Source organism: Streptomyces sp. NBC_00988 (assembly GCF_045162645.1).
In the GTDB taxonomy this organism is placed as follows: Bacteria; Actinomycetota; Actinomycetes; order Streptomycetales; family Streptomycetaceae; genus Streptomyces.
Genome location: NZ_CP108730.1, coordinates 4590349 through 4615324, shown reverse-complemented (window position 1 = coordinate 4615324; position 24976 = coordinate 4590349). Strand labels below are relative to the sequence as shown.

Genomic DNA, 24976 nt, shown 5'->3' with positions numbered 1-24976 from the left:
CCAGACCCCCGGCCTGTGCCCACCCACCACCCGTTTACTGGCATTTAAAGGTGAACCTCTAAAACCCCCGAGACGGGTGGGTGGGTGGGAAACGGGGGTCTGGGGGCGGAGCCCCCAGGGGTTCACCCTTCAACCCACCGTGAACGGGTGGGTGGGTGGGAAACCCGTTACAGCAACCCCGCCCCCGCCAGGAACTTCCCCACCCGCTCCACCTCATCCGCGGACAACCCCACCTGAGGCTCCGCAGTCGCCGCACACTCGATCACCCCCCGCAAATGCAGCGCGGCCTTGAACGCCCCCAGCGCAGACGAACTACCTCCCATCCGCGCCGGGTCACCGACACCAACCAGCCCGAACAACGCACACAACCGCTCCTGTTCGGCACGGGCCCGCTCCCAGTCCCCGGCCCGGCACAACGCGTCCAGCCGGACATACCCGTGAGGATCGACGTTGGCGAGACCCGGCACCGCCCCGTCCGCCCCCAGCGCCAACGCCGAGTCGACGACCAGTTCGGACCCGGTGAGCACGCTGAACCCGGTGATGTCCGGATGGACACGCGCGCCGGTGACGACCGTACGAAACCCCCCGAGGTCCCCGCTGGAGTCCTTGAGCCCGGCCAGAACCCCCTCGGCGGCGAGTTCGAGGACGAGGTCGGACGGCAGCTTCGTATGGACGGAGGCGGGAAGGTCGTAGGCCACCACGGGGACCGACGACGCGGCGGCGACCAGCCGATAGTGGCGGGCGATCTCGGCGGGATGGGTGCGCGTGTAGAAGGGCGCGGTCACTACGACCGCGTCCGCACCCGCGTCCGTCACGGCGGCCACATGGTCCAGCACCCGAGGCGTCGTCATGTCGATCGCCCCTGCCAGTACGGGGAGTTGACCCCCGACATGAGCCACCACCGCCTCCACCACATACCTCCGCTGCCGGTCCGTCAGATACGCCGCCTCCGACGTCGACCCGAGCAGAAACAGCCCGTGCACCCCCGCCTCGACCAGGTGGTCGACAAGCCTGAGGAGGGAACGGACGTCCACCTCGCGGTCCGGTGTCAGGGGCGTGCAGACGGGCGGTACGACACCGGTGAGCGGGGCGGGGAGGGTCATGAAGGCTCCATGGGGCGGCTTTGGCGAACGAGGTCGCGGGTGGACAGGTCCTCCTCTACAGGATGGTGGCAACGGTAGAAATGTCCCGGTGCCGACGCGGCCGAGAAGTCCGGCATGCCGGAAGCGCACACGCCGTCCGCCTTCCAGCACCGGGTACGGAACGGGCACCCGCTCGGCGGACGCGTGGCCGACGGCACCGGCCCGATCAGCGGGATCGGGTCGATGGGGTGGAGGAGACCGGGGGTCGCCGAGAACAGGGCGCGGGTGTACGGGTGCCGCGCCCGGTCGGTGACCTGGTCGGCCGGGGTCTCCTCGACGATCCGGCCCAGGTACATGGTGATCACCCGGTCGCTCATCCGCCGTACCGTCTGGATGTCGTGGGACACGAACACCAGCGCCAGGCCCAGCCGTTCCTTCAGGTCGAGGAGGAGGTTGAGGATCTGGGCCCGGACCGACACGTCCAGCGCGCTGGTCGGTTCGTCGGCCACCACCAGGTCGGGCTCCAGCGCCAACGCCCTTGCGATCGCGACGCGTTGGCGTTGGCCGCCCGAGAGCTGCCCGGGGAGGCCGTCCGCGAGCGCGCGCGGGAGGCCGACCAGCGACATCAACTCCCTTACCCGGTCCCCCCGTTCGGCCCGGGTGCCGCGGCCGTGCACGTCCAGCGGATCCCGCAGTATCTGCCGGATCGTCAGACGCCGGTTCAGCGCGGTCGACGGGTCCTGGAAGATCATGCCGATGCCGGTGCCCACCGCGGCCCGGCGTTCGCCGTCCGGCATCGACCACAGGTCGCGGCCCCGGAACGACACCGTGCCGGACGTCGGCCGTTGTACGCCCACCAGCACCTTCGCCAGCGTGGACTTTCCGCAGCCGGACTCGCCGACCACGCCGACCGTCTCGCCGGGCGCGATGGTGAGGTCGGCGCCGGTCAGGGCGTAGACCCGGTCGCGGCTGAACAGACCACCGCTGCGCGCCTTGTGTACGACATGGGCGTCGGACAGCTCGACCAGCGGGCTCATGGCGTTCATGACACCGTCTCGCTCTCCGTCGTGACCAGGTCGATCGCCGGGTGGTGGCAGGCCGCCGTGTGCGTGCGCGGGCCGACCAGGTCCGGCGCGGTCGTACGGCAGATGTCGCTCGCCAGCGGGCAGCGGTCCGCGAAGCGGCAGCCGGCCGGGAAGTCGGCGGGGGAGGGGACGACGCCCTTGATCTGGGTCATCCGCTCGGCCGCAGACTCCAGGGACAGCACGCTGCCGAGCAGGCCGCGTGTGTAGTGGTGGGCCGGTGACTCGACCAGGTCGGCGGTCACGCCCGTCTCCACGATCTGGCCGCCGTACATCACGACCACTCGGTCGGTGACGTCGGCGATCAGCGCGAGGTCGTGCGAGACGAGGATCAGCGCGAAGCCCAACTCCTCGCGCAGGCGCAGCAGTAGCTCTATGACCTGCGCCTGCACGGTGACGTCGAGGGCGGTGGTGGGTTCGTCGGCGACGATCAGTTTGGGGTCGCGGGACAACGCCATGGCGATCAGGACGCGTTGGCGCTGGCCGCCGGAGAGTTCGTGCGGGTAGCTGCGCAGGGTGCGGTCCGGGTCGAGGCCGACCATCGTCAGCAACTCGCCCGCCCCACGGCGCCCTCCGCGCCGTATCACCTGCTTGAGCTGGGCGCGGATCGTCATCGCCGGGTTCAGGGACGAGAGGGCGTCCTGGTAGACCATCGCCATCTCGTGGCCCAGCAGCTTGCGGCGGACGCGCATCGGTTCGCCCACCAACTGCCGCTGGTTGAACCGGACATGGCCGCGCACCCGGGCGCCCTTCGGTTCCAGGCCCATCACCGCGAGCGCCGTCAGCGACTTCCCGCAGCCCGACTCGCCCACCAGGCCCAGGACTTCACCCGCCTGTACCTCGAAGCTGATGCCGTCGACGATGTTCACGCCGTGGTGCCGGCCCTCGAAGCCGATCGCCAAGTTCTCGACCGCGAGGACCGGTTGGCCGTCCTGGTCGGGCAACGGCCGTGCCCGGGACCGGAGTCGTAGCGCCGCCTCCGTCAGGCCGGGGAGCTGAAGCACCTCGCCGCTGCCGGGCTCGGGTGCGTCGAGCGGGTCCTCGTCGTGCCGTACGTCCACCTCGCGGGGCGCAGGTGCGGCCCATGCGTCGGAGACTCCCTCGGACAGTATGTTCAGCGAGAGGACCGTGACCAGCATCAGCAGGCCGGGGAAGACCGTCGCCCACCAACCCCCGGTCAGCACCATGTTCTTGCCGTCCGCGATGACGCTGCCCCAGGACGGGTCCGGGGGTCGTACGCCCGCCCCGATGAACGACAGCGACGCCTCGAAGACGATCGCCTCGGCGACCTGCACCGTGCAGAACACCAGGATCGGAGCTGCGCAGTTGACGGCCACGTGCTTGATGACGATGTGCGGGGTGCGGGCGCCGATCACCCGCTCGGCCGTCACGTAATCCTCGCCGTACTGGTCAAGTACGTTGGCCCGTACGACCCTTGCGACCGGCGGGGTGAACAGGAACGCGATCGCGCAGATCAGTACGGTGATCCCGCCGCCGAACACCGCGACCAGCACGGCCGCCAGCGCGATGCCGGGGAACGCCATCACCACGTCCAGGCAGCGCATCAGCGTCTCGTCGACGCCCTTGCGGGAGGTCGCGGCGACCGCGCCGATCAGCGCGCCGGCTACCAGGGCCAGCGCGGTCGCCCCGAGCCCGATCGCGAGGGACCAACGGGCGCCGTACATCAGCCTGCTGACGATGTCCCGGCCCAGGCTGTCCTGGCCCATCCAGTGAGCGGCGGACGGGTGTCCGGTGCCGTCGACGGGGAGCTGCTGGTCGAGCGGGTCGTCTGGTGCGAGGAGCGGGGCGAACAGCGCGACGAGGACGACGACCGCCAGGAAGCACACCGCGACCTTCGACAGCAGCGGCAGCCGGCGCCAGCCACGCAGCCGGATGCCGGGCCGGGACAGTGTCTCGGCGAGGCCCTTGCGGGAGAACTGAGTGAACATCAGGAGGCATCCCTCAGGCGGGGGTTGACCAGCAGATAGAGGATGTCGATGACCAGGTTCACCACGACGAACCCGGTCGCCGTCGTGAGCACCACGCCCTGGACGACGGCCGGGTCGCCGTTCTGCACGGCGTCGATCATCAGCTTGCCCATCCCGGGGAGGGAGAAGATGGTCTCGATGACGACCGCACCGCCGAGCAGGTATCCGACGCGCAGGCCCAGGACGGTGAGTGGGTTCATGAGCGCGTTGCGGAGCACGTTCCGGCCGACCACGACCCGCGGTGGCAGCCCGCTGCCGATCGCCGTCCGGACGTAGTCCTTGTCCAGCTCCTCGACGACGGATGTCCTTACGATGCGCGTGAGTTGGGCCGCCACCGGGAGCGAGAGGGCCAGCGCCGGGAGGGCCATCGTCTTGAGCCAGCCGGTGAGGGAGTCCGCCGGGTTGATGTAGCCGCCGGTCGGGAACCAGCCCTGGTCCACGGCCAGATACTGGATCATCAGCAGCGCCAGCCAGAAGCCGGGCGCCGCGACCCCGGTCAGCGACACGACCCGGATGATCTGGTCGGGCAGCCGGTCACGGTAGATGGCCGCCGTCACCCCGCCGAGCAGCGACAGCACGACCGCGATCACCAGCCCCAGGAAGGTGAGTTGGAGGGTGAGCGGCAGTGCGGTGGTGACCTGCTGGACGACCGGTGCCCGGGTCAGCGCGCTGGTGCCCATGTCGCCGTGCAGGAGTGCGCCCACGAAATGGACGTAGCGCAGAGGCAGCGGATCGAGCAGGCCGTTCCGCTCGCGGAAGTCGTGCAGTTGCTGCGGTGTCGGGTTCGCGCCCTGGAAGAACGCGGACGCCGGGTCGACGTCCGAGAAGCGCATCACCAGGAACACGAACAGCACGATGCCGAGCATCAGCGGAACGAGCAGGACGATACGGCGGGCCAGAATCCGGAGGACGGTGACCATGGTCCAACTCCCGTGCTGCTAGACCCACTTGGCCTGGAGGACATTGATGCCGGGATAGGGCTGCGCCCTTATCCCCGTCAGCTTCTTCGGATCCCAGGCGGTCACCAGCTCGTTGTGGACGACCGGGTAGAGCACGGCCTGTTCGGCGACGGTGTCGACGTAGTCCTGGATCATCGTCTTCTTCTTCGCCGCGTCCGGTTCCTGGGTGGCCTGGTCCATGTCCCTGAAGAGCTGTTTGGCGACGGAGTTCCCGGCCCAACGGGCGTAGCCCATCCAGAGGTTCTGGGGGCCGTAGTTGTAGTGCATGATCAGGTCCGCGTCGAGGCCGAACTGGTTGGGGTTGGAGGCGGCGGCGACCACCTGGTAGTCCTGCTTCTGGTCCATCTTGGTGAAGACGGCCGTGGTCTCCTGCGGGGAGAGGGTCGTCTTCACGCCGATCGCGTCCCAGGACGCCTTGATGGTCGGCAGGCAGTCGACGATCCAACTCACGTTCACCGAGATGATGTTGACCTTCAGCCCACTGACTCCGGCCGCCTTCAGCAGCGCCTTCGCCTTGTCGGGGTCGTAGTCGTAGACCGTCTTCGCGCGCCGGTAGGTCGGGTTGCCCTCGTTGAGGAACGACGAGGACGGCTTCCCGTGCCCGCGCAGGGCGACCTGGACCATCTTGCCGGTGTCGATGGCGTAGTGGAGCGCCTGGCGTACCCGTACGTCGTCGAAGGGCTTGTGCTGCGTGTTGAACATCAGGAACAGGTTGTTCATCCCGGCCCCGCCCGCGACCGTCATCCCGCCGCTCCGGAGCCGCTGGATGTTGGCGTAGGGGATGTTGTCGGCGATCTGCGCGCCCGCGCTCGACCCGGAGATCTTGGCGACCCGGGGCGCCGCGTCCACTATGGTCAGCCAGTTCATCGTCTTGAAGGCGGGCGGGCGCGGGCCGTTGTAGTCGGCGAACGCGGCGAAGGTCGTGTTGGACTTGGGGTGGTGCGCGGTCTGCTTGTACGGCCCCGAGCCGACCGCCTTCCCCTGGATCGCGTCGTCCCAGGCGCCCGGCTTCGAGAAGATGTGCTTCGGCATGATCTTCGCGAGGGTGAGCCGCGAAACCCCCTCCGGGAAGGGGAACTTGAGGACCAGCTCGACGTTCTGCGCGTCGATCTTCCTGACCTCCTTCAGCCAGCTGGCGAAGAAGCCCTGCGCGAGCGTCGTCGTCTTCGGGTCGAGGATGCGGTCGAAGACGAAGACGACGTCGTCGGCGGTGACCGGCTGTCCGTCGTGGAACCTGGCGCCCGCCCGCAGCGTGAACTTCCACGAGGTGCCGCCGGTGTCCTTCGGCACGGCGGTCGCCAGCGCCGGGTAGGGCGCGCGGGTGATCGGGTCGGTGTCGATCAGCCCCTCGTAGATGTGGTTGTTGCCGGCCATGGCGAACGCCGACGCCGTCTGCGTCGGATCCCAGCTGCCGTCGTTGCCGTAGCCGATCACCGCGGTCAGTGTCCGGTTCTTGCCGGTGCCCCCGCCGCCGGTGTCGTTCGTCGACTGCGGCCCCGACGAACAGGCCGTCAGGGACGAGGAGATCGCGGCCGCCGCGCCCAGCGCGCCGGAGTACTTCAGGAACGCCCGGCGGTGCAGCGCGGGCACGTTCTGGGTCACGTCTTCGCGCATGGTTACTCCAGGAGGTACGACGTCCTACGTCCTGCGGTCAGCGCGACCATAAGAGCGGCCGTGGGGGCGGTCAAGGCATCGCACACGAATGGCGTAGCCGTCAGAGGTCGGACCAATGGCGGTTTGAAAAGGCGCGGGAATGGCGACAATTGACGCCTCATCAGGTCCGGCCGAGGTCAGACATGGGACGTGGGACGTCTGATGCGGCTACGATGCGGCGCATGTCCGGGGAGCCAAGGAACAGTCGGATACAGCGCGAGATCGTCCAGCTGATCCTCGACCGCAAGCTCCAGCCCGGTGCGCCGCTGCCCACCGAGGCCGAGCTGATGGACGACCTCGGCATCAGCAGAAACTCCGTCCGCGAGGCCCTCAAGGCGCTCCAGGCACTCGACATCGTCGAGATCAGACACGGCTACGGCACCTACGTCGGCCGCGCCTCGCTGACCCCGCTCGTCGACGGCCTCACCTTCCGCACCCTCACCCGCCACGAGGACGACGCGGACGCGCTGGCCGAGGTCCTCCAGGTGCGCGAGGTGCTGGAGGAAGGCCTGATTCATCGGGTCGTTGCCACCGTCACCGAACCGGAACTGGACAGACTGGAAGCGGTGGTGACCCGCATGGAGGAAGCGGGCCGCGCCGGCCGTCCCTTCCCCGAACTCGACCGCGAATTCCACGAGTTGCTCTACGCCTCGCTCGGCAACGAACTCGTCCCCCAACTCCTCGGCGCCTTCTGGACGGTGTTCCGCCGCGTCGCCGGCGCTCGCGGCTGGACCGACGACCCGGCCCCCGAACTCACCGTCCGCCGCCACCGCGACATCGTCACCGCGCTGCGCGCCCGCGACGTGGAGGGCGCGCAGCGCGCGATGGCGGACCACTTCCGCGGGATCGAGGCACGGGCTGCGCAGGAGTCACGGGGAGTGGGCTGACCGGCCCTTTCGGGTAGCGGGCACCCACCGTCTCTACGCTGGCCGTGTGACCGAGACCTGGCCAGAGACCTGGAACCCGACCGCCACCGGTGTCCTACGACTGCCTTCCGGCCGCCTGGTCCGGGGCCGTGGCCTGCGCCGACCGCCCCCGGCCGACGGCCCGGCACCGGCGTACGGCGTGTATCTGCTGGGCAGCCCGCCGCCCCAAGTCCCTTGGCCGGCCCGGTGGTTGCGCTGGCCCGACTTCCGGCTGCCCACCGACCGCGCCGAGGCCCGCACGGTGCTCGGCGAGGCCTGGCAGCGGGCCCGTACCGAGCGCGTCGAGTTCGCCTGCGGCGGCGGCCGGGGCCGCACCGGTACGGCGCTCGCCTGCCTCGCGGTCCTCGACGGGGTGCCGCCGGGGGAGGCGGTCTCCTACGTCCGCGCCCACTACGACCGGCACGCGGTGGAGACGCCGTGGCAGCGGCGGTACGTACGACGGTTCGGGGCGCCGTCAGGCGCGGCGGGCCCGGAAGCGTAGGCGGCTGCTCTCCGGGTCCAGGTCGACCGTCACGTCCGTGAAACCGGCCCGCTCCAGTCGGGTCGGGAGGGTCGCCGGATCGAGGGTGTTCATCGTGTCCCGGAAGTGCAACACCCGGAAACGGAAGCTGGGTTGGCTGTCACTGCCCGCGAACGTGCCGCCGGGACGCAGCACGCGGAACGCCTCGGCGAAGATGCGGTCCTGGTGGGCGGCGGTGGGCACGTGGTGCAGCATCGTGAAGCAGACGACGGAGTCGAACGACGCGTCGGGGAGCGGCAGTTCGGCGCCGTCCGCGTGGCGGACGTCCGCCCGGTCGCCCCACTGGGACTGCAACAGCCGTGCGGTGTCGGCGTCGATCTCGGCGGCGGTGAGGTGGTCGACCTGCTCGACGAGGACGCGGAGGTTGGCGCCGTAGCCGGGGCCGATCTCCAGTACGTCCGCGCCGAGTTCGACGTGCTCCAGGGCCCAGGGCAGGATGCGGTCCTTCGTCGTCTGCGCCCATCCCTCGGAGCTGCACAGCTTGCGGTGGGCTCGGTTCATCGGCATACGTCGACGCTAGGCGGGGCGGGCGGTTGTCCGCCACGGGCTAGGCTGCCGTGTCATGTCGCGGAACGGACAGGAGCGGGGGCGCCGGTCCGACACGGCCATCCTCGTCGGCCAGTTCCTCATGCCGCGCGGCACCGCCTTCGCCACGCACCGGCATCCCGACCACCAACTCCTTTGTGCTGAACGGGGGTTGCTCCGAATCCGCAGCGAGCACGGGACGTGGTTGCTGCCGCCGTCGCTGGCCCTGTGGATCCCCGCGTACGTCCCGCACGCCACGGAGTCCGAGGGTGACGCCGTCATGCGCGCGCGTTCGTCGCCCCGGTGAGCTGCCCGCACATCGGCTGGCGGGACCCCACGGTTGTCGCGGTCACCCCTCTTCTGCACGCGCTCGTCGAGCACTTGGACCGCACGGACCTGACACCGGATGCCCGCGCGCGTGCCGAGCTGGTGCTCCTCGACGAGCTGCGGCCGGTGCCGGTGACCAGCGTGTCCGTGCCCGAACTACGCGATCCCCGGGCGCGGGCGGTGGCCGAGGTACTCCGGGCCCACCCGGCGGACGGGCGGACCCTCGCGGAGTACGGCGGTCAAGTCGGCGCCAGCGCAAGGACGTTGGCCCGACTCTTCGTCGCGGAGACGGGCCTCGGCTTCGGCCAGTGGCGGGAACGGCTGCGGATGCAGGCCGCGTTGCCGTTCCTCGCCGAGGGGTTGCCGGTGGAGTCCGTGGCGCGGCGGGTGGGGTACGCCTCGGCGAGCTCCTTCACGGCGGCGTTCCACCGGGTGGTCGGGGTGACGCCGAGGCAGTACTTCCTGCGTTAGAGACGGTACTTGCCGCGTTGGCGGCGGTATGTGCCGTACTAGCTGATCGCTTCCGCCACCAACTTGGCCGTGTCCGCGACCAGTTGGTTGTCGTACGGGGCGTCGGGCAGGGTCGGCTTCGTCGTCAGGACCGCGAGGACGACCGGGTCACCGGCCTCCGTCCAGGCGATGCCGACGTCGTTGGCGGTGCCGTAGTCGCCGCTGCCCGTCTTGTCGGCGATCGTCCAGGTCGCGGGGAGTCCGGCGCGGAAACGGGTGGCGCTCGTCGTGTTGTTGAGCAGCCAGGCGGTGAGCCGGTCGCGGTCGGGGCGGCGCAGGGCGTCGCCGAGGACGAGCTTGCGGTACAGGCCGGCGATCGCGCGCGGGCTGGTGGTGTCGGTGATCCGGTCCGGCTCGGCCGAGTTCAGCTCGGTCTCCCAGCGGTCGAGCCGGGTGACCCGGTCGCCGAGGGAACGGGCGAAGCGGGTGACGGCGGTGGGGCCGCCGAGTTCACGCAGGATCAGGTTGCCCGCGCCGTTGTCGCTGTAGCGGATCGCCACGTCGGCGAGCTGCTCGACCGTCATGCCGTCGGCCAGATGCGCCCGGGTCTGGTCGGAACCGTCGACCAGATCGGCCTCCGTGTAGTGCACGACCTTGTAGAGAACTTCGCCGTGCCGGTCCAGGTCCCGCAGGACGGCCGCGGCGGCGAGTGTCTTGAACACCGAGCACATCGGGAAGAGTTCGTCGGCACGGTGCACGACGGTCTTCTTCGTACCGAGGTGATGCGCGAACACGCCCACACGGGCGGTGTGTTGATCCTCAAGGGCGCGCAGGCCCGCCGTGACGTCGGTGTTGGTGCCGGTGCTGACTGATGCCTGGGCCGGGGAGGCACCGGCGAGGAGGGTCGCGGCGGTGGCGGCACTGGCGGCGAGGAGGGTCGCGGCGGTGGCGGCACTGGCGGTGAGGAGCGTGCGGCGGGTGGTCGCAGGGGTCGTACGGGTGGTCGTAGGGGTCGTAGGGGACTGTTCGGAGCCTGAGATCGTGCTCTCCTTTGTTCGGTCTCCGTCGACGAACGGTCGATCTCCGTCAACGATCTCTCCAGTGACCGACGCAGGGTGTCATTCCTTGGTTGCGCCGTCTTAGACCATCGGCGGACACCGCGACGGGCCCGCGCTCGGCACAGTGGGCGCATGGCGAACTCACAGGGGATCACTCGGGGCCACTTCCTGACGGGGGCGCTGGCCCTCGGAGCGGCGGGCGCGTTGCTGCCGTCAGGACAGGCGACGGCACAGCCGCAACCGCACGCGACACGTGGCCGCCGCCCCGGCCTGCGCCACCACGGGGTCGTCTACACGGTCGGCGAGGGCGAGACCCCCGCCACCGCCTGGAACCCGCGCCGGATGCGCGCCGACCTCCGCGCGATCCGCGACGAGTTGCACGCCGACACGGTCGACGTCACCGGCGACGGCGTCGACCGCCTCACCGCGACGGCCGCCGAGGCCGCCGAACTCGGCCTGCACATCTGGCTCCAGCCCACCCTCGCCGACGTCCCGGAGCGGGACATCCTCGAACACCTCGCGGAGACCGGCCGGTTCGCGGAACGCCTCCGGCGGCAGGGTGCGAGCGTCGACCTCAGTGTCGGCTGCGAGTTCTGGCTCTTCGTACCCGGGATCGTGCCGGGGGCCACCGTCCTGGACCGCGTCCAGAACATCCTGAACGGCACGTTCGACCCGGCGAAGATGCAGCGCAGGCTGAACGCGTTCACCAAGAGGGCTGCGGCGACGGGCCGTTCCGTCTTCCACGGCAACCTCAGCTACGCCGCCGCCCAGGACGACGAGGTCGACTGGGACCTCTTCGACATCGTGGGCATCGACTACTACTCCTACTTCCGCCAACCAGCCGACTATGTACGGGAGTTGAGCCAGTACCAACGCTGGGGCAAGCCCGTGACCATCACCGAGTTCGGCACCTGCGCGTACAAGGGTGCCGAGAAGACCGCAGGCATGGGCTGGAACGTCGTCGACTACGGCAAGGATCCGGAGGAGATCAAGGGCCACCTCGTCCGCAGCGAGCACACCCAAGCGGCGTACGTGGTCGACCTGTTGGAGGTCTTCGAGTCGATGAACCTCTACGGCGCGATGGCCTTCGAGTTCGTCACCCCGGACGCCCCGCACCGCGTCCACGACCCCCGACACGACCTCGACATGGCGAGCTACTCCATCACCAAGACCATCAAGGACCGCCCGTACGACCCGAGTTCACCCTGGCACTGGGAACCGAAGGAGGCGTTCCACGCGCTGGCGCGGCAGTACCGTCAGAGGGCGAGTGTCATGAGGAGGCGGTGCTCGCCCGGCCCGAAGTAGTCCTTGAGCACTCCCTGCTCGGACGAGAACCCCAGTGAGCGGTACAGCATGATCGCGGCGGCGTTCGTCGGTTCCACGGTCAGGCGGACCTGGTGGACGCTCTCCGTGCGCAGCCGGCGCAGGGCCTCGACCATCAGGCGTCGGCCCAGCCCGTGGCCCTGCTGGTGGGGTGTGACGGCCAGGCTCATGATCCAACTCACGTAGCCGTCCGAGGTGTTGACGAAGAGGATGTAGCCGAGAAGGCCCTCGCCGTCGTCGAGGACGAGGATGCGGTCGCCGTGGATGTCGCAGAACTGCCGGAGCACGAAGGCGGGGTACGGCTCCTCGGGGAAGGCCTCCCTGTCCACGCGCAGGAGCTCGGGCAGGTCGGCCTCGGTGATGCCCCTCAGGGTCAGGTGCCGGTCGGTGCGGTCGGCCAAGAATGCCTGGTCATTGCGGCGGCCGTTAGAGGGGAAACGTTCCTCCGGAAAAACCGTCATACTGCCTCCTGCTGGAAGAGGGCCAAGTGCGTGTTGCCACTCGTACGGGTGGTACGGGTGAGACGCGAACGATCTTCCTTTTTGGTTTGTTCGACAGGGTTCCGAACATCTTGGGTGGGGCAATCCGGCAGTTCAAGGCCGAATCAGGTCGCATGAATGTATTCGCGACGATGCGCCCCCCGTGCATCACGGACCCGGATCCGCCGTGGCCCAATGGTTTCGGCTCATTGACGGAAGGGTATCCTCCTTGCCTGCGATGTTGGTATCGTGAGGAAATGACCGTGAGATCTCCGGGGGGCAACCAGGTGAAGAATGCAGACGTCGCCTGGGGTGCATTCGACCCGATCGCCTACGTTGATCACAATTATCGCGACTTACAGCCGGAGGACGCGGAGATCCTTCCTATCCTCCGGGATCATTTCGGCGATCATTTCCGGAAGCAGGACGACGGCCCGGTTTCGGGTATCGACGTAGGTGCGGGTGCCAACCTCTACCCCGCACTCTCCATGATGCCGTGGTGTGACGAGGTCACGCTCTTCGAGCGCTCGCCCACGAACGTGGAGTACCTCAAAGGTCAACTCGACTCCTACGACGACAACTGGGACCAGTTCTGGGACGTCCTGCGGGAGAACGAGGCGTACGGCTCCTTCGCCGTCGACCCGCGTCAGCGGTTCCGCAAGGTCGCGGACGTCCAGCAGGGCAATATCTTCGATCTTGATCAGTTCGGCGGCCGGTGGTCGGTGGGGACGATGTTCTTCGTCGCCGAGTCGATGACCTCCTCCTACCGGGAGTTCACCCTGGGTGTGAAGCGGTTCATGCGGGCCCTGGCCCCGGGGGCCCCCTTCGCGGCGGCTTTCATGGAACATTCAAAGGGTTATTACACAGGAAAGAAGTTCTTTCCGGCGTGCGACGTGGGAGAATCCGAGGTGCGTGCGAGTCTTGAGCCATTCGCGAGCGATCTCGACGTGTACCGGCTGAAAACCGAGCCCAAGCTGCGCTCCGGATATTCCGGAATGATCCTCTCCTGTGGCTGGCGCGGGAATTCGGACGTAGCTGTTCCGATTCGCTGACCGGGGTGATCGGTGAACAACAGAAGAGGGATATTCCTCGGCTGAGGGCAGTGCGGTCTGTGTGAGGGGCATGGAATGGAGATCAAGCCGCGGCAGCACCTGCTGGACATCTGGCAGGCGATCGCCCGCCACTCCTTCGACGGAGGGGAGTGGGCATGGGGAAAATGGGGCGGTGAGAGCAGCGTCGCCGACGCCGAGCGGCTGCTCTGCCTGCTGTATCCGGCGACCGAGCTGCCGTCGTTCCGGCTGGACGACCCCGACACCACGCTGACCGACGTACAGCAGACGCTGAAGCGGGCCGGCGGACGGCTGGAGATCCCGGCCAACCTCGTCACGGCCGCGGTCGAGTTCATGCGCACCCACACCGACGACAAGAGGCCCACGTTCGCGGGCGGTTACTACTTCCAGTCGCGGGACAAGGAGCAGGACCTCACCGAGGAGCAGCGCCAACTCGGCGTCACCGACTCGTTCTCCATGTCGATCACCCTCTGTCTCGCCCTGCTCGGCTTCCTCAAGGTCTACGAGTCCAAGACCCGCCGCGGCGACATGCAGGAGACGATCAAAGAACTGAAGGTCGCGACCAGCAACCGGCTCACCGCCGCCATGGTGAGTCTGCTGCGGTCGTTCACGGTCAACGTCTACGACACCGACTCCTCCCAGGGCCAGACGCTCTGCGAACTCCTCGGCCAGGGGCAGTTGTCGCAGCGTCAGGTGCTGGAGCAGTTCCAGCGCCGGTTCCGGCCGCTGCGCGCCGCCATCATCGAGAGCTTCATCCTCGGCCTCGACGTCCAGGAGGCCCTCAAGGACGAGAGTCAGCTCTTCGAGTGCGGCTGGGCCTGGAGCCTTGTGCGGGACGCGCCCGAGGTGGAGACCGAGGAGTCCATCGGGGTGCAGCCCGTCGGCGTCGCCAACCCGGTGCCGTACCTCTACTTCACGGTGGTCGCGCTCGACGGCATCCAGGACCTGTTCTCGGACCGCACCCTGACCCTGGGCCTGCTCAACGCCGAACAGCAGAAGCTCGCCGAGGCGTTACGACTGCGCTGGGAGATCACGCAGCAGTACTGGTCGCGCATCGCCCGCTTCGACGGCGACCGCTGGCCCCTGGAGGACATCCCCTGGCGTACGACGGGACAGCGGCTGGAGTCCGAGTACTTCTCGCTCTCGGTCGCCGCGATCCTCGTGCACGACCTGATGCGCCGCCGGGCCACCGACGACGACCTGACCCGCACCGTCCGCGTCATGGAGCGGCTGGCCGAACGCGGCCGTATCACCAGCCGGATGACGCGCGACGACCCGATGATCCAGCTGCACAACCCCGGCGTCACCCTGCCCCTCCAGGGCGGCGGCACCATCGGCCCGCCGATGGACTGGACGATGAGCGACTTCTCCGCCCAACTCCTCAAACGCACCGTCCAGTTGTGCACGCTCTCCCGCAACCTCTCCGCGCACGACCGGCTGCTCAGGCTGGCCGAGGACATCTTCGGCCATGTGTGGCGGCGCCGGATGGGCGACGGCGAGGGCGTCGGCCTGTGGGACAACGTGCACGCCATCTACCCGGAGACCGCCCTCACCGAGGGGCCGGTGTCCTGGAGCATCACCGAGCGGGTCACCGAGGTGATGGTCCAGGTCCACAACATGTACGCGCAGCCCCCGATCCGCAGCCTCGAACTCACCGAGCTGGCACGGGCGTTGCTCAGCGAGTCCACCCACCTCCTGGGCAACGAGCAGATGGCGCCCGCGCCCAACGCCGACGGAAAACGTGGCATGCAACTCAGGGGAATCGAGGTCAAGTTGCGCCGCGCCCGCGCGCTCGTCGACGAACAGCCGGGCACCGCCTACTCGTTGACCCTCGACGTGCTGGGCCAGCTCGACGCACTCGCCCGGGCCCGCGAAGCCGCCGCGGTCCAGGGAGTGTGACCCGTGCTGATCTTCGCGGCCTCCGACAAGGGAGGCACGGGCCGCTCCGTCACCAGCGCCAACCTCGCCTACCAGCGCGCACTGACGGGGGACGACGTCTGCTACCTGGACTTCGACTTCGGCTCGCCCACCGCCTCGGCCGTCTTCGACGTGCCCGACGCCCGCCAGGCCGCCGAGGACCGCGGACTGCACTCGTACCTGATAGGCGAGATCAGCGAACCGGTCCGCATCGACGTCTGGGCGGACACCGAACACCGCGTCCTGCGCAACCAGCCACCCGGAGCAGGCCGGTTGATCCTCATGCCGGGTGACCTCAGCGGCGGCGAGTTCGCCACCTCCGGCGACAACCTGCGCCGCTGCGTGGACCTGCTCCTGCGCCTCAACGGCGAGTTCGACCTGATCGTCGTCGACCTCAGCGCCGGCCGCAGCTACGCCGTCGACATGGTCCTCGCGGCCACCTCGCAGCGCGCGATGAGCGGCGTCCTGGCCCGCTGGCTGGTCTTCCACCGCTGGACCCGCCAGCACGTGGAGGCCGCGGCCAGCCTGGTCTACGGCAAGCGCGGCATCATCGCCGGCGGCGTCGCCCGCGGCCACGACGAGGACGCGCTGCGCGGCGCGATCCGTTTCGTACGGGCCGCCGTACCCGATCCCGACTCGGCGCTGTGGTCGCAGGCGACGCCCACCCAGTCGGCGTGGATGGAGCAGTGCGACACCGAGCTGAAGCATCTGGCCTCGCACCACGGCATCGGCTACAGCCAGGTGCTGGGCTCGGTGCCGCTGGAGCCGGTGCTGCAGTGGCGGGAGCAACTCATCACCGACGAGGACGTGTTGGACAGCCAGATCGCCACCATGGAGACCTGGCAGGCGCTGAGCGACCTGGCGGCGCGGCTGACCGACGACAAGTACTGGGAGGAGGCATGACGGAGGCCGTCTTCCGGGAGACCACCGCGGACCCGCGCACCCAGTCCGTGCCGCTGGCCCATCTCTCGCTGGAGCTGGGCCACCTCTACATGGAGGACTTCGAGGCGGGCCCCGAGCGGTTGCGCGAGCACTTCGCCGAGGTCCGGATCTGGGTGGACGCGGCCCGCGCCTCCGCCGCCCGCCGCACCGGCGGCAAACGCCCCCGCATCAGCACGTGCTTCCTGATCGACGACTACTTCACCCGCTTCTCCACCCCGGCCGAACTCGTCCCGCTGGTCCTCGAAGAGGCCGAGAAGGCCGGGCTCGTCATCGACTACCTCGCCCGTGAGTCGGGCTGTGCGGTCGCCGACCGGATCGAACTGGCCGAGTCCGTCATGCACCGCCTCGTCGAGTCGCCGCCGCCCGGCAGCCACGGCTCCCGCCCACCGGTCAGCCAGACGGGCTGGCTCGCGAACGGCGAGCGCACCACCCCAACTCGCAGCGCGCTTGCGGAGATCGTCACCTGGCAGCCGCCGCACGAGACCGCGGCCCGCAACCACTCGGTCTTCATGGACATCGAGCTGTGGTCGGAGACGGACAAGGGCCGCCTGTGGTCCTGCCCGTTCCTGGCCGCCGTATGGCAGTTGGCCCGCCTCGGTCTGCTACGGCACCTGGGCGAGCCGGTTCTGGTCCCGCAGCCCTGGACCGGCGGGGACTTCCCGCGCGACTGGGACCGGCTGCCGCCGCTGCTCCAACTCAGCGACACCCGGGTCCCGTTCAGCGCGTACCGCACCTGCACGCTGATGGCGAACCGCTTCGTTGCCGTGGAGGACGCCGTACGGCTCATCCTCGACCAGGTGGACGTGGACTCCGTCGCACTCGAACAGGTCGCCAAACGGTCCGCGGGCGAAGGCGTCGCGGTACCGGAGGCGGTGGCCCAGCGCGCCACCTATGTGTTCTACGAGGAGCCCGCCAACTCGGTGTCAACCGACGGGACTTGACATGACGACGCCCGGACAGCAGACGCGCTCGGTCCTCGCCTGCGGCGAGGTGCGCACCGGTCTGCTGCCCTCCTTCCAGGCACTGGACGGCCGCACCGCCGCCCAACTCCTGCGGCTGCGCGCCGACGAACACGTCCGGGTCTCCGAGCGGCCCAATCTCTACGCCCTCTCGCCCGAGGTCCTCACGGGTGTGGACTGCCGGCTGCCCACCTCGAACGGCGCCAAGGTCAGGGCCGTCGGTACGGTGGCCGCCCGCGCGGCACTCACCGAGGGCCGCGTCCTCCAGTCCACCGCCTACTTCAGCGCCCCGGCCGCCGGACCCGACGTACGCCGGCCCTGGGGGCACTACCTGGTCCGCCCAGGGGTCGTCGAGCCGTTCGGGAAACTGCCCGAACAGGCCACCGCGGAGGGCGTGTTGCGCGGTGGCGGGCGCGGCGAACTGGACCTGGGGATGATCGCCGAGGGACTGCTGGCGCAGCTGGTGCGCCACCCCCTCCTCGACCACAAGGCCCCCTTCAAGTCCCGCCGCACCCACCTGCGTTGGGCCGCACGGCAGGCACCGGAGGGCGAAGGGCCGTCACTGGACCGCTTCACGCTGGCCGAAGACGGCCTGCGGACAGTGGAGTTGAGGGTGCCGGACGGCACTGAGGCGGCCGCGGTCGCGGGGCTCTGCGAAGACCTCGCGTTGCACGACTGGCTTTTGACGACGGTGGTGCACATGCTGGAGAACAGCCGGCTCGGTGCGGCGGACGGGCCCGCGGCGGTCCTGGCGCTGCGTCCGGCCGTGGATCACCTGCTGCATCTGTGGATGCCGCGCGCGCACGTGGACCGCGCGCTGGGACACCTGTGGGACGTACTGGAGCGGGAACCGGGCTTCAGCCGCCAATGGGAGAACCTTCGCCAGCGTATCCGGGACCAACTGGCCATACAGGCCATCCCGTTGCTGCACCAGGCGCTGAGCACGCGCTGACGGGGCGGCACGAACCGAATGTCCGACGGGGGAGAGGCTCACATGAACGGAGTGACGACAACAGGGGCAGGCGGCCTACGGTCCGTACCGCCGCAGGACCAGGCGCAGCGCAGATCAAAGCTGTTCCTCAAGACGCTCTTCGCGATCTTAGCGGGAGGCGCCGCCTTCTTCGTGACCAACGTCCTCAACGAGAACGACGGCGACCTGTGGCAGTGGACGATGTCCATCGTCCTCGGCAGCGCGACCCTGATCGTGCAACTGCTCGTGGACTTCGGCGAGCGGCTGGAGGCCGTCCAGGACAGCCAGAAGCGGCGCATCCGGGACATGAAGGACAGCCTGTCCAGCCACCACACCGAGATGCGCGCGGCGGTCGACGAGAGCTTCGCGAAGATCAACGCCGCGACCGAGCTGTACAGCAAGGTCGACGGCTCGGTGCTGCGCTCCGACGAGGTGACCCGGCTGGTGCTGGGCTACACGAAAGTCGGCGAGCAGGGCGCGGACATCGTCAAGGCCTTCGCCGAGGAGGAGTTGGGCCGCCTCGCGCTCCTGATGGAGAACCTCGGCAACGGCACGGCGGACTGCCCAGGCGAGAACCACGAGTGGCTGATCGACCTCACCAAGTGCGTCAAGCGGACGCTCTACGCCACCAGCACGTCCGTCGACCGCGACTTCTGGTCGAGCGAGCCGGCGGGACGGTATCTCGCCGCTCAGGAGACGGCGATCAAGACGCGGGGCGTGAAGATCCGGCGCGTGTTCCTCGTCGACAAGGAGGAAGAGATCACCCCCGGCCTCCGCCTGCTCTGCACAAGACACTGCAGGTCCGGGATCGACGCGCGTATCGCGGTCCGCGCCCAGCTGGAACCGACGGCCCAGATGAACTCGTTGAACGACTTCATCGTCTTCGACGGAGAACTCTCCTACGAGACCGAGCCCGACATCCGGGTCATGCCGGCCAAGACGACGCTGAAGATGACGCGCGAGCACGTGGAGGAGCGCGTCAACCGCTTCAACGTCCTGTGGGAGGCGACGAGAACGGAACCGGCCCCGGAACCCGCCCCGGAGCCGGACGAGGGAAGGGCGGTCACACATCCCGCCGGTCAACGGCAACAACCGTGACCAGCATGGCGACCACCCCCCACACCGCGAACACGGTCCAGGCACCCCCGACGGACGTGGGATACCGCTCGGCCAACGTGTAGGGCATGCGGCCGTAGTTGACCTGGACGAGTCGGTCCCAGGCGTTGAAGGGCAGGGCGTTGCGGACGCAGGCCGTCCAGTGGTAGCGCTCGGTGACGAAGATGGGCAGGAGGAGCAGGAGGCCGGTCGCGAGGACCATCGTCGTGGCGCTGTGCCGGATCAGCGCGCCCATCGCCATGCCGACCAGCGCGGACACCGGGGCGAGCAGCGCCGACGCGACGACCACCCGCAGGGCGCCGGGGTAGCTGATCGACAGGCCCACGCCGCGGCCGGACAAGATCGCCTGGCTCACCGCGAAGGAGGCGGACGCGACGACCGCGCCGTACACCGTCATGACCGTGGTCACCACGGCCGCCTTCGCCGACATCAGGGCCCGGCGATCCGGCACGGCCGCGAAGGTCGTGCGGACAAGCCCCGTCGAGTACTCGCCGACGACCGTGACCGCGCCGACGCTCGCCGCCGTCAGGACCAGGATCATCGCGGCGCCGTTGGTGAAGGCGTCGAACAGCGCGGTGTTGGCGAACTGGTTGCGCATCACATGGTTGTAGTGCGGATAGTTGACATAGTCGGCGCGCGCCGCGTTCGCGTTGACGGCGATCACGACGAGGGTGCTGACGCCGAGCGCCCAGTAAGTGGAGCGCAGGGAACGGAGTTTGAGCCACTCGGTGGCCAGGAGATCGGTGAAGCGCGAGACGGGCATGGGCAGGGGAACGGTCGTCATCGGGAGTCTCCGGCCAGGTATTCGACGCTGTCGGCGGTCAGTTCCATGAAGGCCGCCTCCAGAGAGGCGTGCTCGGTCGTCAACTCCCTCAGGAGGAAGTGATGTTCGTGGGCGAGTTCGCCGATGCGGCCGGCGCGGACCCCGGTGACCTTCAGCGTCTCCTCGTCGTACGGCGTCACCACCGCCCCCTCCGATGCCAGTACGGCAGCCAGCGCGCCCGCGTCCGGTGTCCGTACGGTCACCGTCGGCGCGGTACCGCGTGCGGCGAAGTCTTCGAGGCTCTCGGCGGCGATCAGTTTGCCCCTGCCGATGACGATGAGCTGGTCGGCCGTGTTCTCCATCTCGGACATCAGATGGCTGGAGACGAAGACCGTACGGCCCTCCGCCGCCAGCTTCCGGAACAGGCCCCGCACCCACAACACCCCTTCCGGATCAAGGCCGTTGAGCGGCTCGTCGAAGAGGAGGACGGGCGGGTCGCCGAGCAGGGCGGTCGCGATGCCGAGCCGCTGTTTCATGCCGAGGGAGTAGCCGCCGACCCGGCGCCGGGCCGCCGCCCCGGTGAGCCCGACTTCGGCGAGTACCTCCTCCACCCGGCTCGCCGGGATGCGGTTGCTGCGGGCCAGCGTCCGCAGGTGCGCCCGCGCGGACCGCCCGCCGTGCACGTCGTTCGCGTCCAGCAGCGCACCGACGTGGCGCAGCCCGCGCGCATGACGGCGGAAGGTGTGCCCGCTGATCGTGGCGCTCCCGCCGGTCGGCGCCACAAGTCCCAGCAGCATCCGCAGAGTTGTCGTCTTGCCGGCGCCGTTCGGACCGAGGAAACCGGTGACGTGTCCGGGCCGGACCGTGAAGGACAGTTCGCGTACGGCGGTGGTGGGGCCGTACCGCTTCGTGAGTTCGTCGACTTCAATCACGGGACCACGGTTTCGCGGCCGGCCGGTCCCCGGCATCGGCCGGGCGCTGACATTCGTCCGGCGTCGATGTCGACCCTGGTTGTACGTCTCCGGGCCGATGACCGCACCCGCCCCGCGCTCCTACGATCGCTGTATGCCCGCCACCCCGCCGCTGCCCCTGCTCAAGCGCGTGCCGCCGGGCGCCTGGACGGGCGTGCCCTGGACCTATGGCACGCTGCTCGCGATCCGCGCCTTCTTCCACCTCCCGTACATGCCGACCGATCCCTTCCCGCCCGCGTTCGACGGCTGGGTGCTGATCGCGTCGGGCAGTGTCCTCGCCCTGTTCGGTTGCGTGGTGCTGCGTCCTCGTTCGCTGCCGGGGTTCGGGCTGCTGTTGGCGGGGACATACGCCGTGACGTTGGGGCTGAACGCGCTGACCCTGGGCCTGATCCACTACGTGGCGATCGACATCGCCTTGGGCTGGATCGCCGCGACCCTCACTCGTCGTCGAAGCCTCACCGCCCTCGCCCTGGCCATCGCCGTCCTGCCCTTCTACGAACTCACCCGGACCGGCCTCGGCCGCCCCCTCGTCGCCCTCTACAACACCGGCCGCGGCGACTGGCAGAGCTGGTCGGCGCTGGCCCTCTCGGCCGTAGTCGCCTGGCTGATCGGCAACTCCGTCAGGCAGAACCGCGATTACGCCGAGCGGCTCACCACACAGGCCGCGACGCAGGCCGTCACCGCCGAACGCCTGCGTATCGCACGGGAGATGCACGACACCGTGGCCCACAGCATCGGCATCATCGCCCTCCAGGCGGGCGCGGCGGCCCGGGTCACGACGACCCAGCCGGAGGCCGCGCGGGAGGCGATGCGGGCGGTGGAGCACGAGGGCCGGGAGACGCTGGCGGGGCTGCGCCGCATGCTGGTCGCGCTGCGGGCGGCCGACGCGGCACCCGTCCTGCCCGTCGGCCTGGGTGACGTCGAGCGGCTCGCCGCCACGACCACGGCCGCCGGGGTACGGGTCGACGTGCGGCGGCTCGGCGAGCCCCGTCAACTCCCGCCCGACATCGACCTGTCGGCGTTCCGCATCGTCCAGGAGTCCGTCACCAACGTCGTACGGCACGCGGGCACGCGGACCTGCCGGGTCACCCTCGACTACCGCGAGGACGAACTCGCCCTGGAGGTCACCGACGACGGGCGTGGTCACGGCACGGTGACCGACACCGGGTTCGGGCTGGCGGGCATGAGAGAGCGAGTCGCCCTGCTGCACGGGGAGTTCACGGCCGCACCACGTCCCGAGGGCGGCTTCCGGGTCGCGGCGCGGTTGCCGGTACCGGCGACGGTGGTGGCTCGATGAGCGGGCCCGTTCGCGTGCTCCTCGCCGACGACCAGCAACTCATCCGTACCGCGCTGCGGATGGTGATGGCCGACATCGATGACCTGGAGGTCGTCGGGGAGGCGAGCACCGGGGCGGAGGCAGTGCGGATGACGGCCCAACTCGCTCCGGACGTCGTGGTGATGGACATCCGCATGCCCGGGATGGACGGCATCGAGGCCACGCGCAGGATCACGGAGGATCCGTCAGCGAGTTCGGCGTCGGCCCGGGTCGTCGTCCTCACCACCTTCGACGACGACGATTACGTCTACGGTGCGCTGCGCGCGGGCGCGTCCGGGTTCCTGGTCAAGGACATGGCCCTGGACGACATCATCGGCGCGGTACGGATCGTGGCCGCCGGGGACGCCCTGATCGCCCCGAGCGTGACCCGGCGCCTGATCCACGACTTCGCGTCGTCCCGCCCCGAACCGGCCCGCGTGCGACGGGAGTTGACGGGCATCACCGAGCGGGAACGCGAAGTGCTGACGCTGGTCGGTTCGGGGCTGTCCAACACGGAGATCGCGGCCGAGCTGCACATCAGCGTGGCCACGGCGAAGACCTACCTGACCCGCCTCTTCACCAAGCTGGACGCGAGGGACCGGGTCCAGCTGGTGATCCTCGCCTACGAGGCGGGGCTGGTCTCGGTGGGATAGCGGCCGGGCCCTGAAATCGCTTCGCCCGTGCTCGTCCCGTCGGGTACGGTCGCGAGGTTGTTTTCACTGCTGGGAGGCCGTTGTGGCGAGTCGTATCGGTGAGCTGGTGCTCGGTTGTCGTGACCCCGAGCTGCTGGCGCGGTTCTGGTGCGAGGTCCTGGACTTCGTCGTGCTCGAACGTGAGGAAGGCCAATGGGTGGAGATCGGGACGCCCGAAGGGTTCGGCGGCCCGCATCCCACGCTCTTCTTCAGCCGCAGGGACGAGCCGGAACCCGGGAAGTCCCGGCTGCACATCGACATCAACGCCACCGACCGCGACCAGGCCGCCGAACTCGAACGCCTGCTGAAACTCGGCGCACGCCCGGCCGACATCGGTCAGACGGGCGAGGAGCAGTGGCATGTCCTGGAAGACCCCGAAGGCAATGAGTTCTGCCTGCTCAAGGCCTGCATCAACCCGCTCTGACACGGGGACCTAGGAGAGCAGCGAGCCGACGAACTCCGTCCAGGCACCGGCTCCCACCATGATCACCGGCCCGGCAGCAGACACCTTGCTGTCGCGGACGGGGACGATGCCGGGGACTCCGTCGGCTACCTCGACACAGTCCCCGCCGTTGCCGTCGCTGAAGCTGCTTTTGCGCCAACTGGCCTTGCTCAGGTCGTACTTGCGCATCGTCTGTGGTCCTCCGCCGCCGATTCGATCAGAGTCAGGGACGCCTCCGGCGACAGCGCGGCAGCCCTGAGCAGATCGTATGCCGCGTATGCGTGCTTCACCACAGCTGGATCGTCCAGCAGGTTCCCCGAATACACCGCCTCTGTATAGGCAGTTGGCGGGGCGTCGTCGAACTCCATGAGCTTCAGTGACCCCGTCATGATGGAGTACGCCCCGGCCGAGTACGGCAGTACCTGGACCAGCACCGTTCGCCCGCGTGCGAGTGCAGCGATGTGATCCAGCTGCCTGGCCATGCCCGCATGCCCGCCGACCGGAATCCGCAGCACGTTCTCGTGCAGGATCGCCCAGTACACCGGCCTTGTTGCGTCCTTGAGGATGCTCGACCGCTCCATTCGGCCGTCCACCTTGTCCGCGATGTACTCCTCCGTCGCGAGCGGGTTCGTCGCGACGGTGATAGCGCGCGCGTACTCCTCGGTCTGGAGCAGGCCTGGGATCAGCGCATGCGCGAAGTCGCAGATCTTCGTCGCCAGCGCCTCCAACTCCGCCGCCTTGGCGAAGTATTCGGCGTACCGCCTGTCATTGATCAGGCCCATGCACAGGCGCTTGAAAATGCCGTCGGTTTTCAGGATCTCGTCAAACCGGATGGCCAGATCCATCTGCGGTTTGCGAATCGCCTGTTCGAATTGGCCGATGTAAGTTCCGGAGACGAAAACGAGCGCCCCCAGCTGCGCCTGCGAGAGCCCCATATCCTCCCGGCGCCGTCTCAGCTCGGCTCCGAAAAACTCCCAGGCCGCCAGCCGTGAACCGTTGGCCATAGCCAACCCCCTTGGTCTGCACCGCAGTTGTTGTCGACAGACTCCTGCCGAGTGTAGGGGGAGGAGGGCCACTCTGGAGATGGGAAGCGTGAAAGTCGAAAAGGGAGGGGAACCAGGTGTGGGCACACTGCTGGGAGGCGAAGGACACCTTGATGGAATTCCGGATTCGGGTGCGAGGAGAGCGATGAAGCCGCCTGTCGGATCGGTCGCCGTGGATACCCGTAACGGGAGAGTGGGCATCGTCATGGGGCATGAGGGGCCTTATGTTCAGCTGCGCCCGTACGGCGGCGGGCGGGAGTGGGACGTCGAGCCGGCCGCCGTGCGGGACGCGACCCCGGCCGAGCGGCTGAGCGCGGCGACCGCGTACGCGAACGCCCGCAGCCGCGGTGAGGTGCCCTGAAGCGTCGATGCCTGGATGCCTCGATGCGTCGTGGCGCCACAGG

27 protein-coding genes are annotated in these 24976 nt (G+C 69.0%); 15 read left to right on the top strand and 12 right to left on the bottom strand.

Annotation, left to right across the window (positions count from 1 at the left end):
* Positions 1–167: 167 nt before the first annotated feature.
* From OG496_RS21010 to OG496_RS20990, 5 genes are read right to left on the bottom strand one after another with little or no spacing between them, the layout of a single operon-like run.
* On the bottom strand, positions 168–1103 hold the full coding sequence (locus OG496_RS21010) for a dihydrodipicolinate synthase family protein (RefSeq protein WP_405971974.1): 936 nt from the start codon (positions 1101–1103) through the stop codon (positions 168–170).
* Positions 1100–2119: an oligopeptide/dipeptide ABC transporter ATP-binding protein gene (locus OG496_RS21005; RefSeq protein ID WP_405976666.1), complete on the bottom strand. Its 1020-nt coding sequence runs from the start codon at positions 2117–2119 to the stop codon at positions 1100–1102. Before OG496_RS21005 ends, OG496_RS21010 begins: the two co-directional genes overlap by 4 nt.
* Before the next feature lie 5 nt (positions 2120–2124).
* The gene (locus OG496_RS21000) at positions 2125–4113 is read right to left on the bottom strand and encodes a dipeptide/oligopeptide/nickel ABC transporter permease/ATP-binding protein (protein WP_405971973.1); all 1989 of its coding nucleotides are present in this window, start codon (positions 4111–4113) and stop codon (positions 2125–2127) included.
* Positions 4113–5072: an ABC transporter permease gene (locus OG496_RS20995; RefSeq protein WP_405971972.1), complete on the bottom strand. Its 960-nt coding sequence runs from the start codon at positions 5070–5072 to the stop codon at positions 4113–4115. Before OG496_RS20995 ends, OG496_RS21000 begins: the two co-directional genes overlap by 1 nt.
* A gap of 18 nt (positions 5073–5090) precedes the next feature.
* The gene (locus tag OG496_RS20990; RefSeq protein ID WP_405971971.1) at positions 5091–6725 is read right to left on the bottom strand and encodes an ABC transporter substrate-binding protein; all 1635 of its coding nucleotides are present in this window, start codon (positions 6723–6725) and stop codon (positions 5091–5093) included.
* 212 nt (positions 6726–6937) lie between these two features.
* Between OG496_RS20990 and OG496_RS20985 the strand changes: the two genes are divergently transcribed.
* Positions 6938–7651 (top strand): FadR/GntR family transcriptional regulator, encoded by a 714-nt coding sequence (locus tag OG496_RS20985; protein WP_366490942.1) that lies wholly within the window; start codon positions 6938–6940, stop codon positions 7649–7651.
* Between the two features lie 46 nt (positions 7652–7697).
* A complete protein-coding gene (locus OG496_RS20980) occupies positions 7698–8171 on the top strand; it encodes a protein phosphatase (RefSeq protein WP_405971970.1) in 474 nt (157 codons plus the stop codon).
* Here the strand turns inward: OG496_RS20980 and OG496_RS20975 are convergent.
* Positions 8145–8717 (bottom strand): methyltransferase domain-containing protein, encoded by a 573-nt coding sequence (locus OG496_RS20975; RefSeq protein ID WP_366490944.1) that lies wholly within the window; start codon positions 8715–8717, stop codon positions 8145–8147. The two genes, OG496_RS20980 and OG496_RS20975, sit on opposite strands and share 27 nt — an antisense overlap.
* 55 nt (positions 8718–8772) lie before the next feature.
* On the opposite strand from OG496_RS20975, the gene OG496_RS20970 reads away from it, so the two are divergent.
* Both OG496_RS20970 and OG496_RS20965 read left to right on the top strand, forming a co-directional pair.
* Complete coding sequence (locus OG496_RS20970; protein ID WP_405971969.1) at positions 8773–9042, top strand: AraC family ligand binding domain-containing protein; 270 nt, start codon at positions 8773–8775, stop codon at positions 9040–9042.
* The gene (locus OG496_RS20965; protein WP_405971968.1) at positions 9039–9533 is read left to right on the top strand and encodes a helix-turn-helix transcriptional regulator; all 495 of its coding nucleotides are present in this window, start codon (positions 9039–9041) and stop codon (positions 9531–9533) included. Before OG496_RS20970 ends, OG496_RS20965 begins: the two co-directional genes overlap by 4 nt.
* Positions 9534–9571: 38 nt before the next feature.
* Here OG496_RS20965 and bla read toward each other — a convergent pair whose 3' ends face one another.
* On the bottom strand, positions 9572–10552 hold the full coding sequence (gene bla, locus OG496_RS20960) for a class A beta-lactamase (protein ID WP_405976665.1): 981 nt from the start codon (positions 10550–10552) through the stop codon (positions 9572–9574).
* Positions 10553–10702: 150 nt separating this feature from the next.
* On the opposite strand from bla, the gene OG496_RS20955 reads away from it, so the two are divergent.
* Positions 10703–11875, top strand: a complete 1173-nt coding sequence (locus OG496_RS20955) for an abortive phage infection protein (protein ID WP_405971967.1) — start codon at positions 10703–10705, stop codon at positions 11873–11875.
* Here OG496_RS20955 and OG496_RS20950 read toward each other — a convergent pair.
* Entirely contained in the window at positions 11827–12354 is a 528-nt protein-coding gene (locus OG496_RS20950) for a GNAT family N-acetyltransferase (RefSeq protein ID WP_366490948.1), read from the bottom strand. The two genes, OG496_RS20955 and OG496_RS20950, sit on opposite strands and share 49 nt — an antisense overlap.
* Positions 12355–12629: 275 nt before the next feature.
* Here OG496_RS20950 and OG496_RS20945 point away from each other — a divergent pair, with 275 nt between their 5' ends.
* From OG496_RS20945 to OG496_RS20920, 6 genes are all read left to right on the top strand, one after another.
* Complete coding sequence (locus tag OG496_RS20945) at positions 12630–13424, top strand: SCO2525 family SAM-dependent methyltransferase (protein WP_405971966.1); 795 nt, start codon at positions 12630–12632, stop codon at positions 13422–13424.
* Positions 13425–13499: 75 nt separating this feature from the next.
* Complete coding sequence (locus OG496_RS20940) at positions 13500–15341, top strand: SCO2524 family protein (protein WP_405971965.1); 1842 nt, start codon at positions 13500–13502, stop codon at positions 15339–15341.
* Positions 15342–15344: 3 nt separating this feature from the next.
* A complete protein-coding gene (locus tag OG496_RS20935) occupies positions 15345–16262 on the top strand; it encodes an SCO2523 family variant P-loop protein (RefSeq protein WP_366490951.1) in 918 nt (305 codons plus the stop codon).
* Entirely contained in the window at positions 16259–17242 is a 984-nt protein-coding gene (locus OG496_RS20930) for an SCO2522 family protein (RefSeq protein ID WP_405971964.1), read from the top strand. The genes OG496_RS20935 and OG496_RS20930 overlap by 4 nt, the downstream gene beginning before the upstream one ends.
* Position 17243: 1 nt before the next feature.
* A complete protein-coding gene (locus tag OG496_RS20925) occupies positions 17244–18212 on the top strand; it encodes an SCO2521 family protein (RefSeq protein WP_405971963.1) in 969 nt (322 codons plus the stop codon).
* Positions 18213–18254: 42 nt separating this feature from the next.
* On the top strand, positions 18255–19328 hold the full coding sequence (locus OG496_RS20920; protein ID WP_405971962.1) for a hypothetical protein: 1074 nt from the start codon (positions 18255–18257) through the stop codon (positions 19326–19328).
* On the opposite strand, the gene OG496_RS20915 is transcribed toward OG496_RS20920, so the two are convergent.
* Together OG496_RS20915 and OG496_RS20910 are read right to left on the bottom strand one after the other, a co-directional pair.
* Positions 19294–20130: an ABC transporter permease gene (locus OG496_RS20915; RefSeq protein ID WP_405971961.1), complete on the bottom strand. Its 837-nt coding sequence runs from the start codon at positions 20128–20130 to the stop codon at positions 19294–19296. The two genes, OG496_RS20920 and OG496_RS20915, sit on opposite strands and share 35 nt — an antisense overlap.
* Entirely contained in the window at positions 20127–21041 is a 915-nt protein-coding gene (locus OG496_RS20910; RefSeq protein ID WP_405971960.1) for an ABC transporter ATP-binding protein, read from the bottom strand. The genes OG496_RS20915 and OG496_RS20910 overlap by 4 nt, the downstream gene beginning before the upstream one ends.
* A gap of 133 nt (positions 21042–21174) precedes the next feature.
* Between OG496_RS20910 and OG496_RS20905 the strand changes: the two genes are divergently transcribed.
* From OG496_RS20905 to OG496_RS20895, 3 genes are all read left to right on the top strand, one after another.
* On the top strand, positions 21175–22377 hold the full coding sequence (locus tag OG496_RS20905) for a sensor histidine kinase (protein ID WP_405971959.1): 1203 nt from the start codon (positions 21175–21177) through the stop codon (positions 22375–22377).
* Complete coding sequence (locus OG496_RS20900) at positions 22374–23048, top strand: response regulator (protein ID WP_405971958.1); 675 nt, start codon at positions 22374–22376, stop codon at positions 23046–23048. Before OG496_RS20905 ends, OG496_RS20900 begins: the two co-directional genes overlap by 4 nt.
* An 82-nt stretch (positions 23049–23130) precedes the next feature.
* Positions 23131–23511: a VOC family protein gene (locus tag OG496_RS20895; protein ID WP_405971957.1), complete on the top strand. Its 381-nt coding sequence runs from the start codon at positions 23131–23133 to the stop codon at positions 23509–23511.
* 9 nt (positions 23512–23520) lie between these two features.
* Here OG496_RS20895 and OG496_RS20890 read toward each other — a convergent pair whose 3' ends face one another.
* A complete protein-coding gene (locus OG496_RS20890; RefSeq protein WP_405859340.1) occupies positions 23521–23718 on the bottom strand; it encodes a DUF397 domain-containing protein in 198 nt (65 codons plus the stop codon).
* The gene (locus tag OG496_RS20885) at positions 23700–24533 is read right to left on the bottom strand and encodes a Scr1 family TA system antitoxin-like transcriptional regulator (protein ID WP_405971956.1); all 834 of its coding nucleotides are present in this window, start codon (positions 24531–24533) and stop codon (positions 23700–23702) included. Before OG496_RS20885 ends, OG496_RS20890 begins: the two co-directional genes overlap by 19 nt.
* Positions 24534–24717: 184 nt before the next feature.
* Here OG496_RS20885 and OG496_RS20880 point away from each other — a divergent pair, with 184 nt between their 5' ends.
* Positions 24718–24933 carry a hypothetical protein gene (locus OG496_RS20880; RefSeq protein WP_327404223.1) on the top strand — a complete coding sequence of 72 codons (216 nt, stop codon included), beginning with the start codon at positions 24718–24720 and terminating at the stop codon, positions 24931–24933.
* Positions 24934–24976 lie beyond the last annotated feature (43 nt).

Bases quoted from the DNA above. Each gene is read 5' to 3' on its own strand.
- OG496_RS21010 (WP_405971974.1), bottom strand. From the start codon at position 1,103: ATGACCCTCCCCGCCCCGCTCACCGGTGTCGTACCGCCCGTCTGCACG.
- OG496_RS21005 (WP_405976666.1), bottom strand. From the start codon at position 2,119: ATGAGCCCGCTGGTCGAGCTGTCCGACGCCCATGTCGTACACAAGGCG.
- OG496_RS21000 (WP_405971973.1), bottom strand. From the start codon at position 4,113: ATGTTCACTCAGTTCTCCCGCAAGGGCCTCGCCGAGACACTGTCCCGG.
- OG496_RS20995 (WP_405971972.1), bottom strand. From the start codon at position 5,072: ATGGTCACCGTCCTCCGGATTCTGGCCCGCCGTATCGTCCTGCTCGTT.
- OG496_RS20990 (WP_405971971.1), bottom strand. From the start codon at position 6,725: ATGCGCGAAGACGTGACCCAGAACGTGCCCGCGCTGCACCGCCGGGCG.
- OG496_RS20985 (WP_366490942.1), top strand. From the start codon at position 6,938: ATGCGGCGCATGTCCGGGGAGCCAAGGAACAGTCGGATACAGCGCGAG.
- OG496_RS20975 (WP_366490944.1), bottom strand. From the start codon at position 8,717: ATGCCGATGAACCGAGCCCACCGCAAGCTGTGCAGCTCCGAGGGATGG.
- OG496_RS20970 (WP_405971969.1), top strand. From the start codon at position 8,773: ATGTCGCGGAACGGACAGGAGCGGGGGCGCCGGTCCGACACGGCCATC.
- OG496_RS20955 (WP_405971967.1), top strand. From the start codon at position 10,703: ATGGCGAACTCACAGGGGATCACTCGGGGCCACTTCCTGACGGGGGCG.
- OG496_RS20950 (WP_366490948.1), bottom strand. From the start codon at position 12,354: ATGACGGTTTTTCCGGAGGAACGTTTCCCCTCTAACGGCCGCCGCAAT.
- OG496_RS20945 (WP_405971966.1), top strand. From the start codon at position 12,630: ATGACCGTGAGATCTCCGGGGGGCAACCAGGTGAAGAATGCAGACGTC.
- OG496_RS20940 (WP_405971965.1), top strand. From the start codon at position 13,500: ATGGAGATCAAGCCGCGGCAGCACCTGCTGGACATCTGGCAGGCGATC.
- OG496_RS20930 (WP_405971964.1), top strand. From the start codon at position 16,259: ATGACGGAGGCCGTCTTCCGGGAGACCACCGCGGACCCGCGCACCCAG.
- OG496_RS20925 (WP_405971963.1), top strand. From the start codon at position 17,244: ATGACGACGCCCGGACAGCAGACGCGCTCGGTCCTCGCCTGCGGCGAG.
- OG496_RS20920 (WP_405971962.1), top strand. From the start codon at position 18,255: ATGAACGGAGTGACGACAACAGGGGCAGGCGGCCTACGGTCCGTACCG.
- OG496_RS20915 (WP_405971961.1), bottom strand. From the start codon at position 20,130: ATGACGACCGTTCCCCTGCCCATGCCCGTCTCGCGCTTCACCGATCTC.
- OG496_RS20905 (WP_405971959.1), top strand. From the start codon at position 21,175: ATGCCCGCCACCCCGCCGCTGCCCCTGCTCAAGCGCGTGCCGCCGGGC.
- OG496_RS20900 (WP_405971958.1), top strand. From the start codon at position 22,374: ATGAGCGGGCCCGTTCGCGTGCTCCTCGCCGACGACCAGCAACTCATC.
- OG496_RS20890 (WP_405859340.1), bottom strand. From the start codon at position 23,718: ATGCGCAAGTACGACCTGAGCAAGGCCAGTTGGCGCAAAAGCAGCTTC.
- OG496_RS20885 (WP_405971956.1), bottom strand. From the start codon at position 24,533: ATGGCCAACGGTTCACGGCTGGCGGCCTGGGAGTTTTTCGGAGCCGAG.
- OG496_RS20880 (WP_327404223.1), top strand. From the start codon at position 24,718: ATGAAGCCGCCTGTCGGATCGGTCGCCGTGGATACCCGTAACGGGAGA.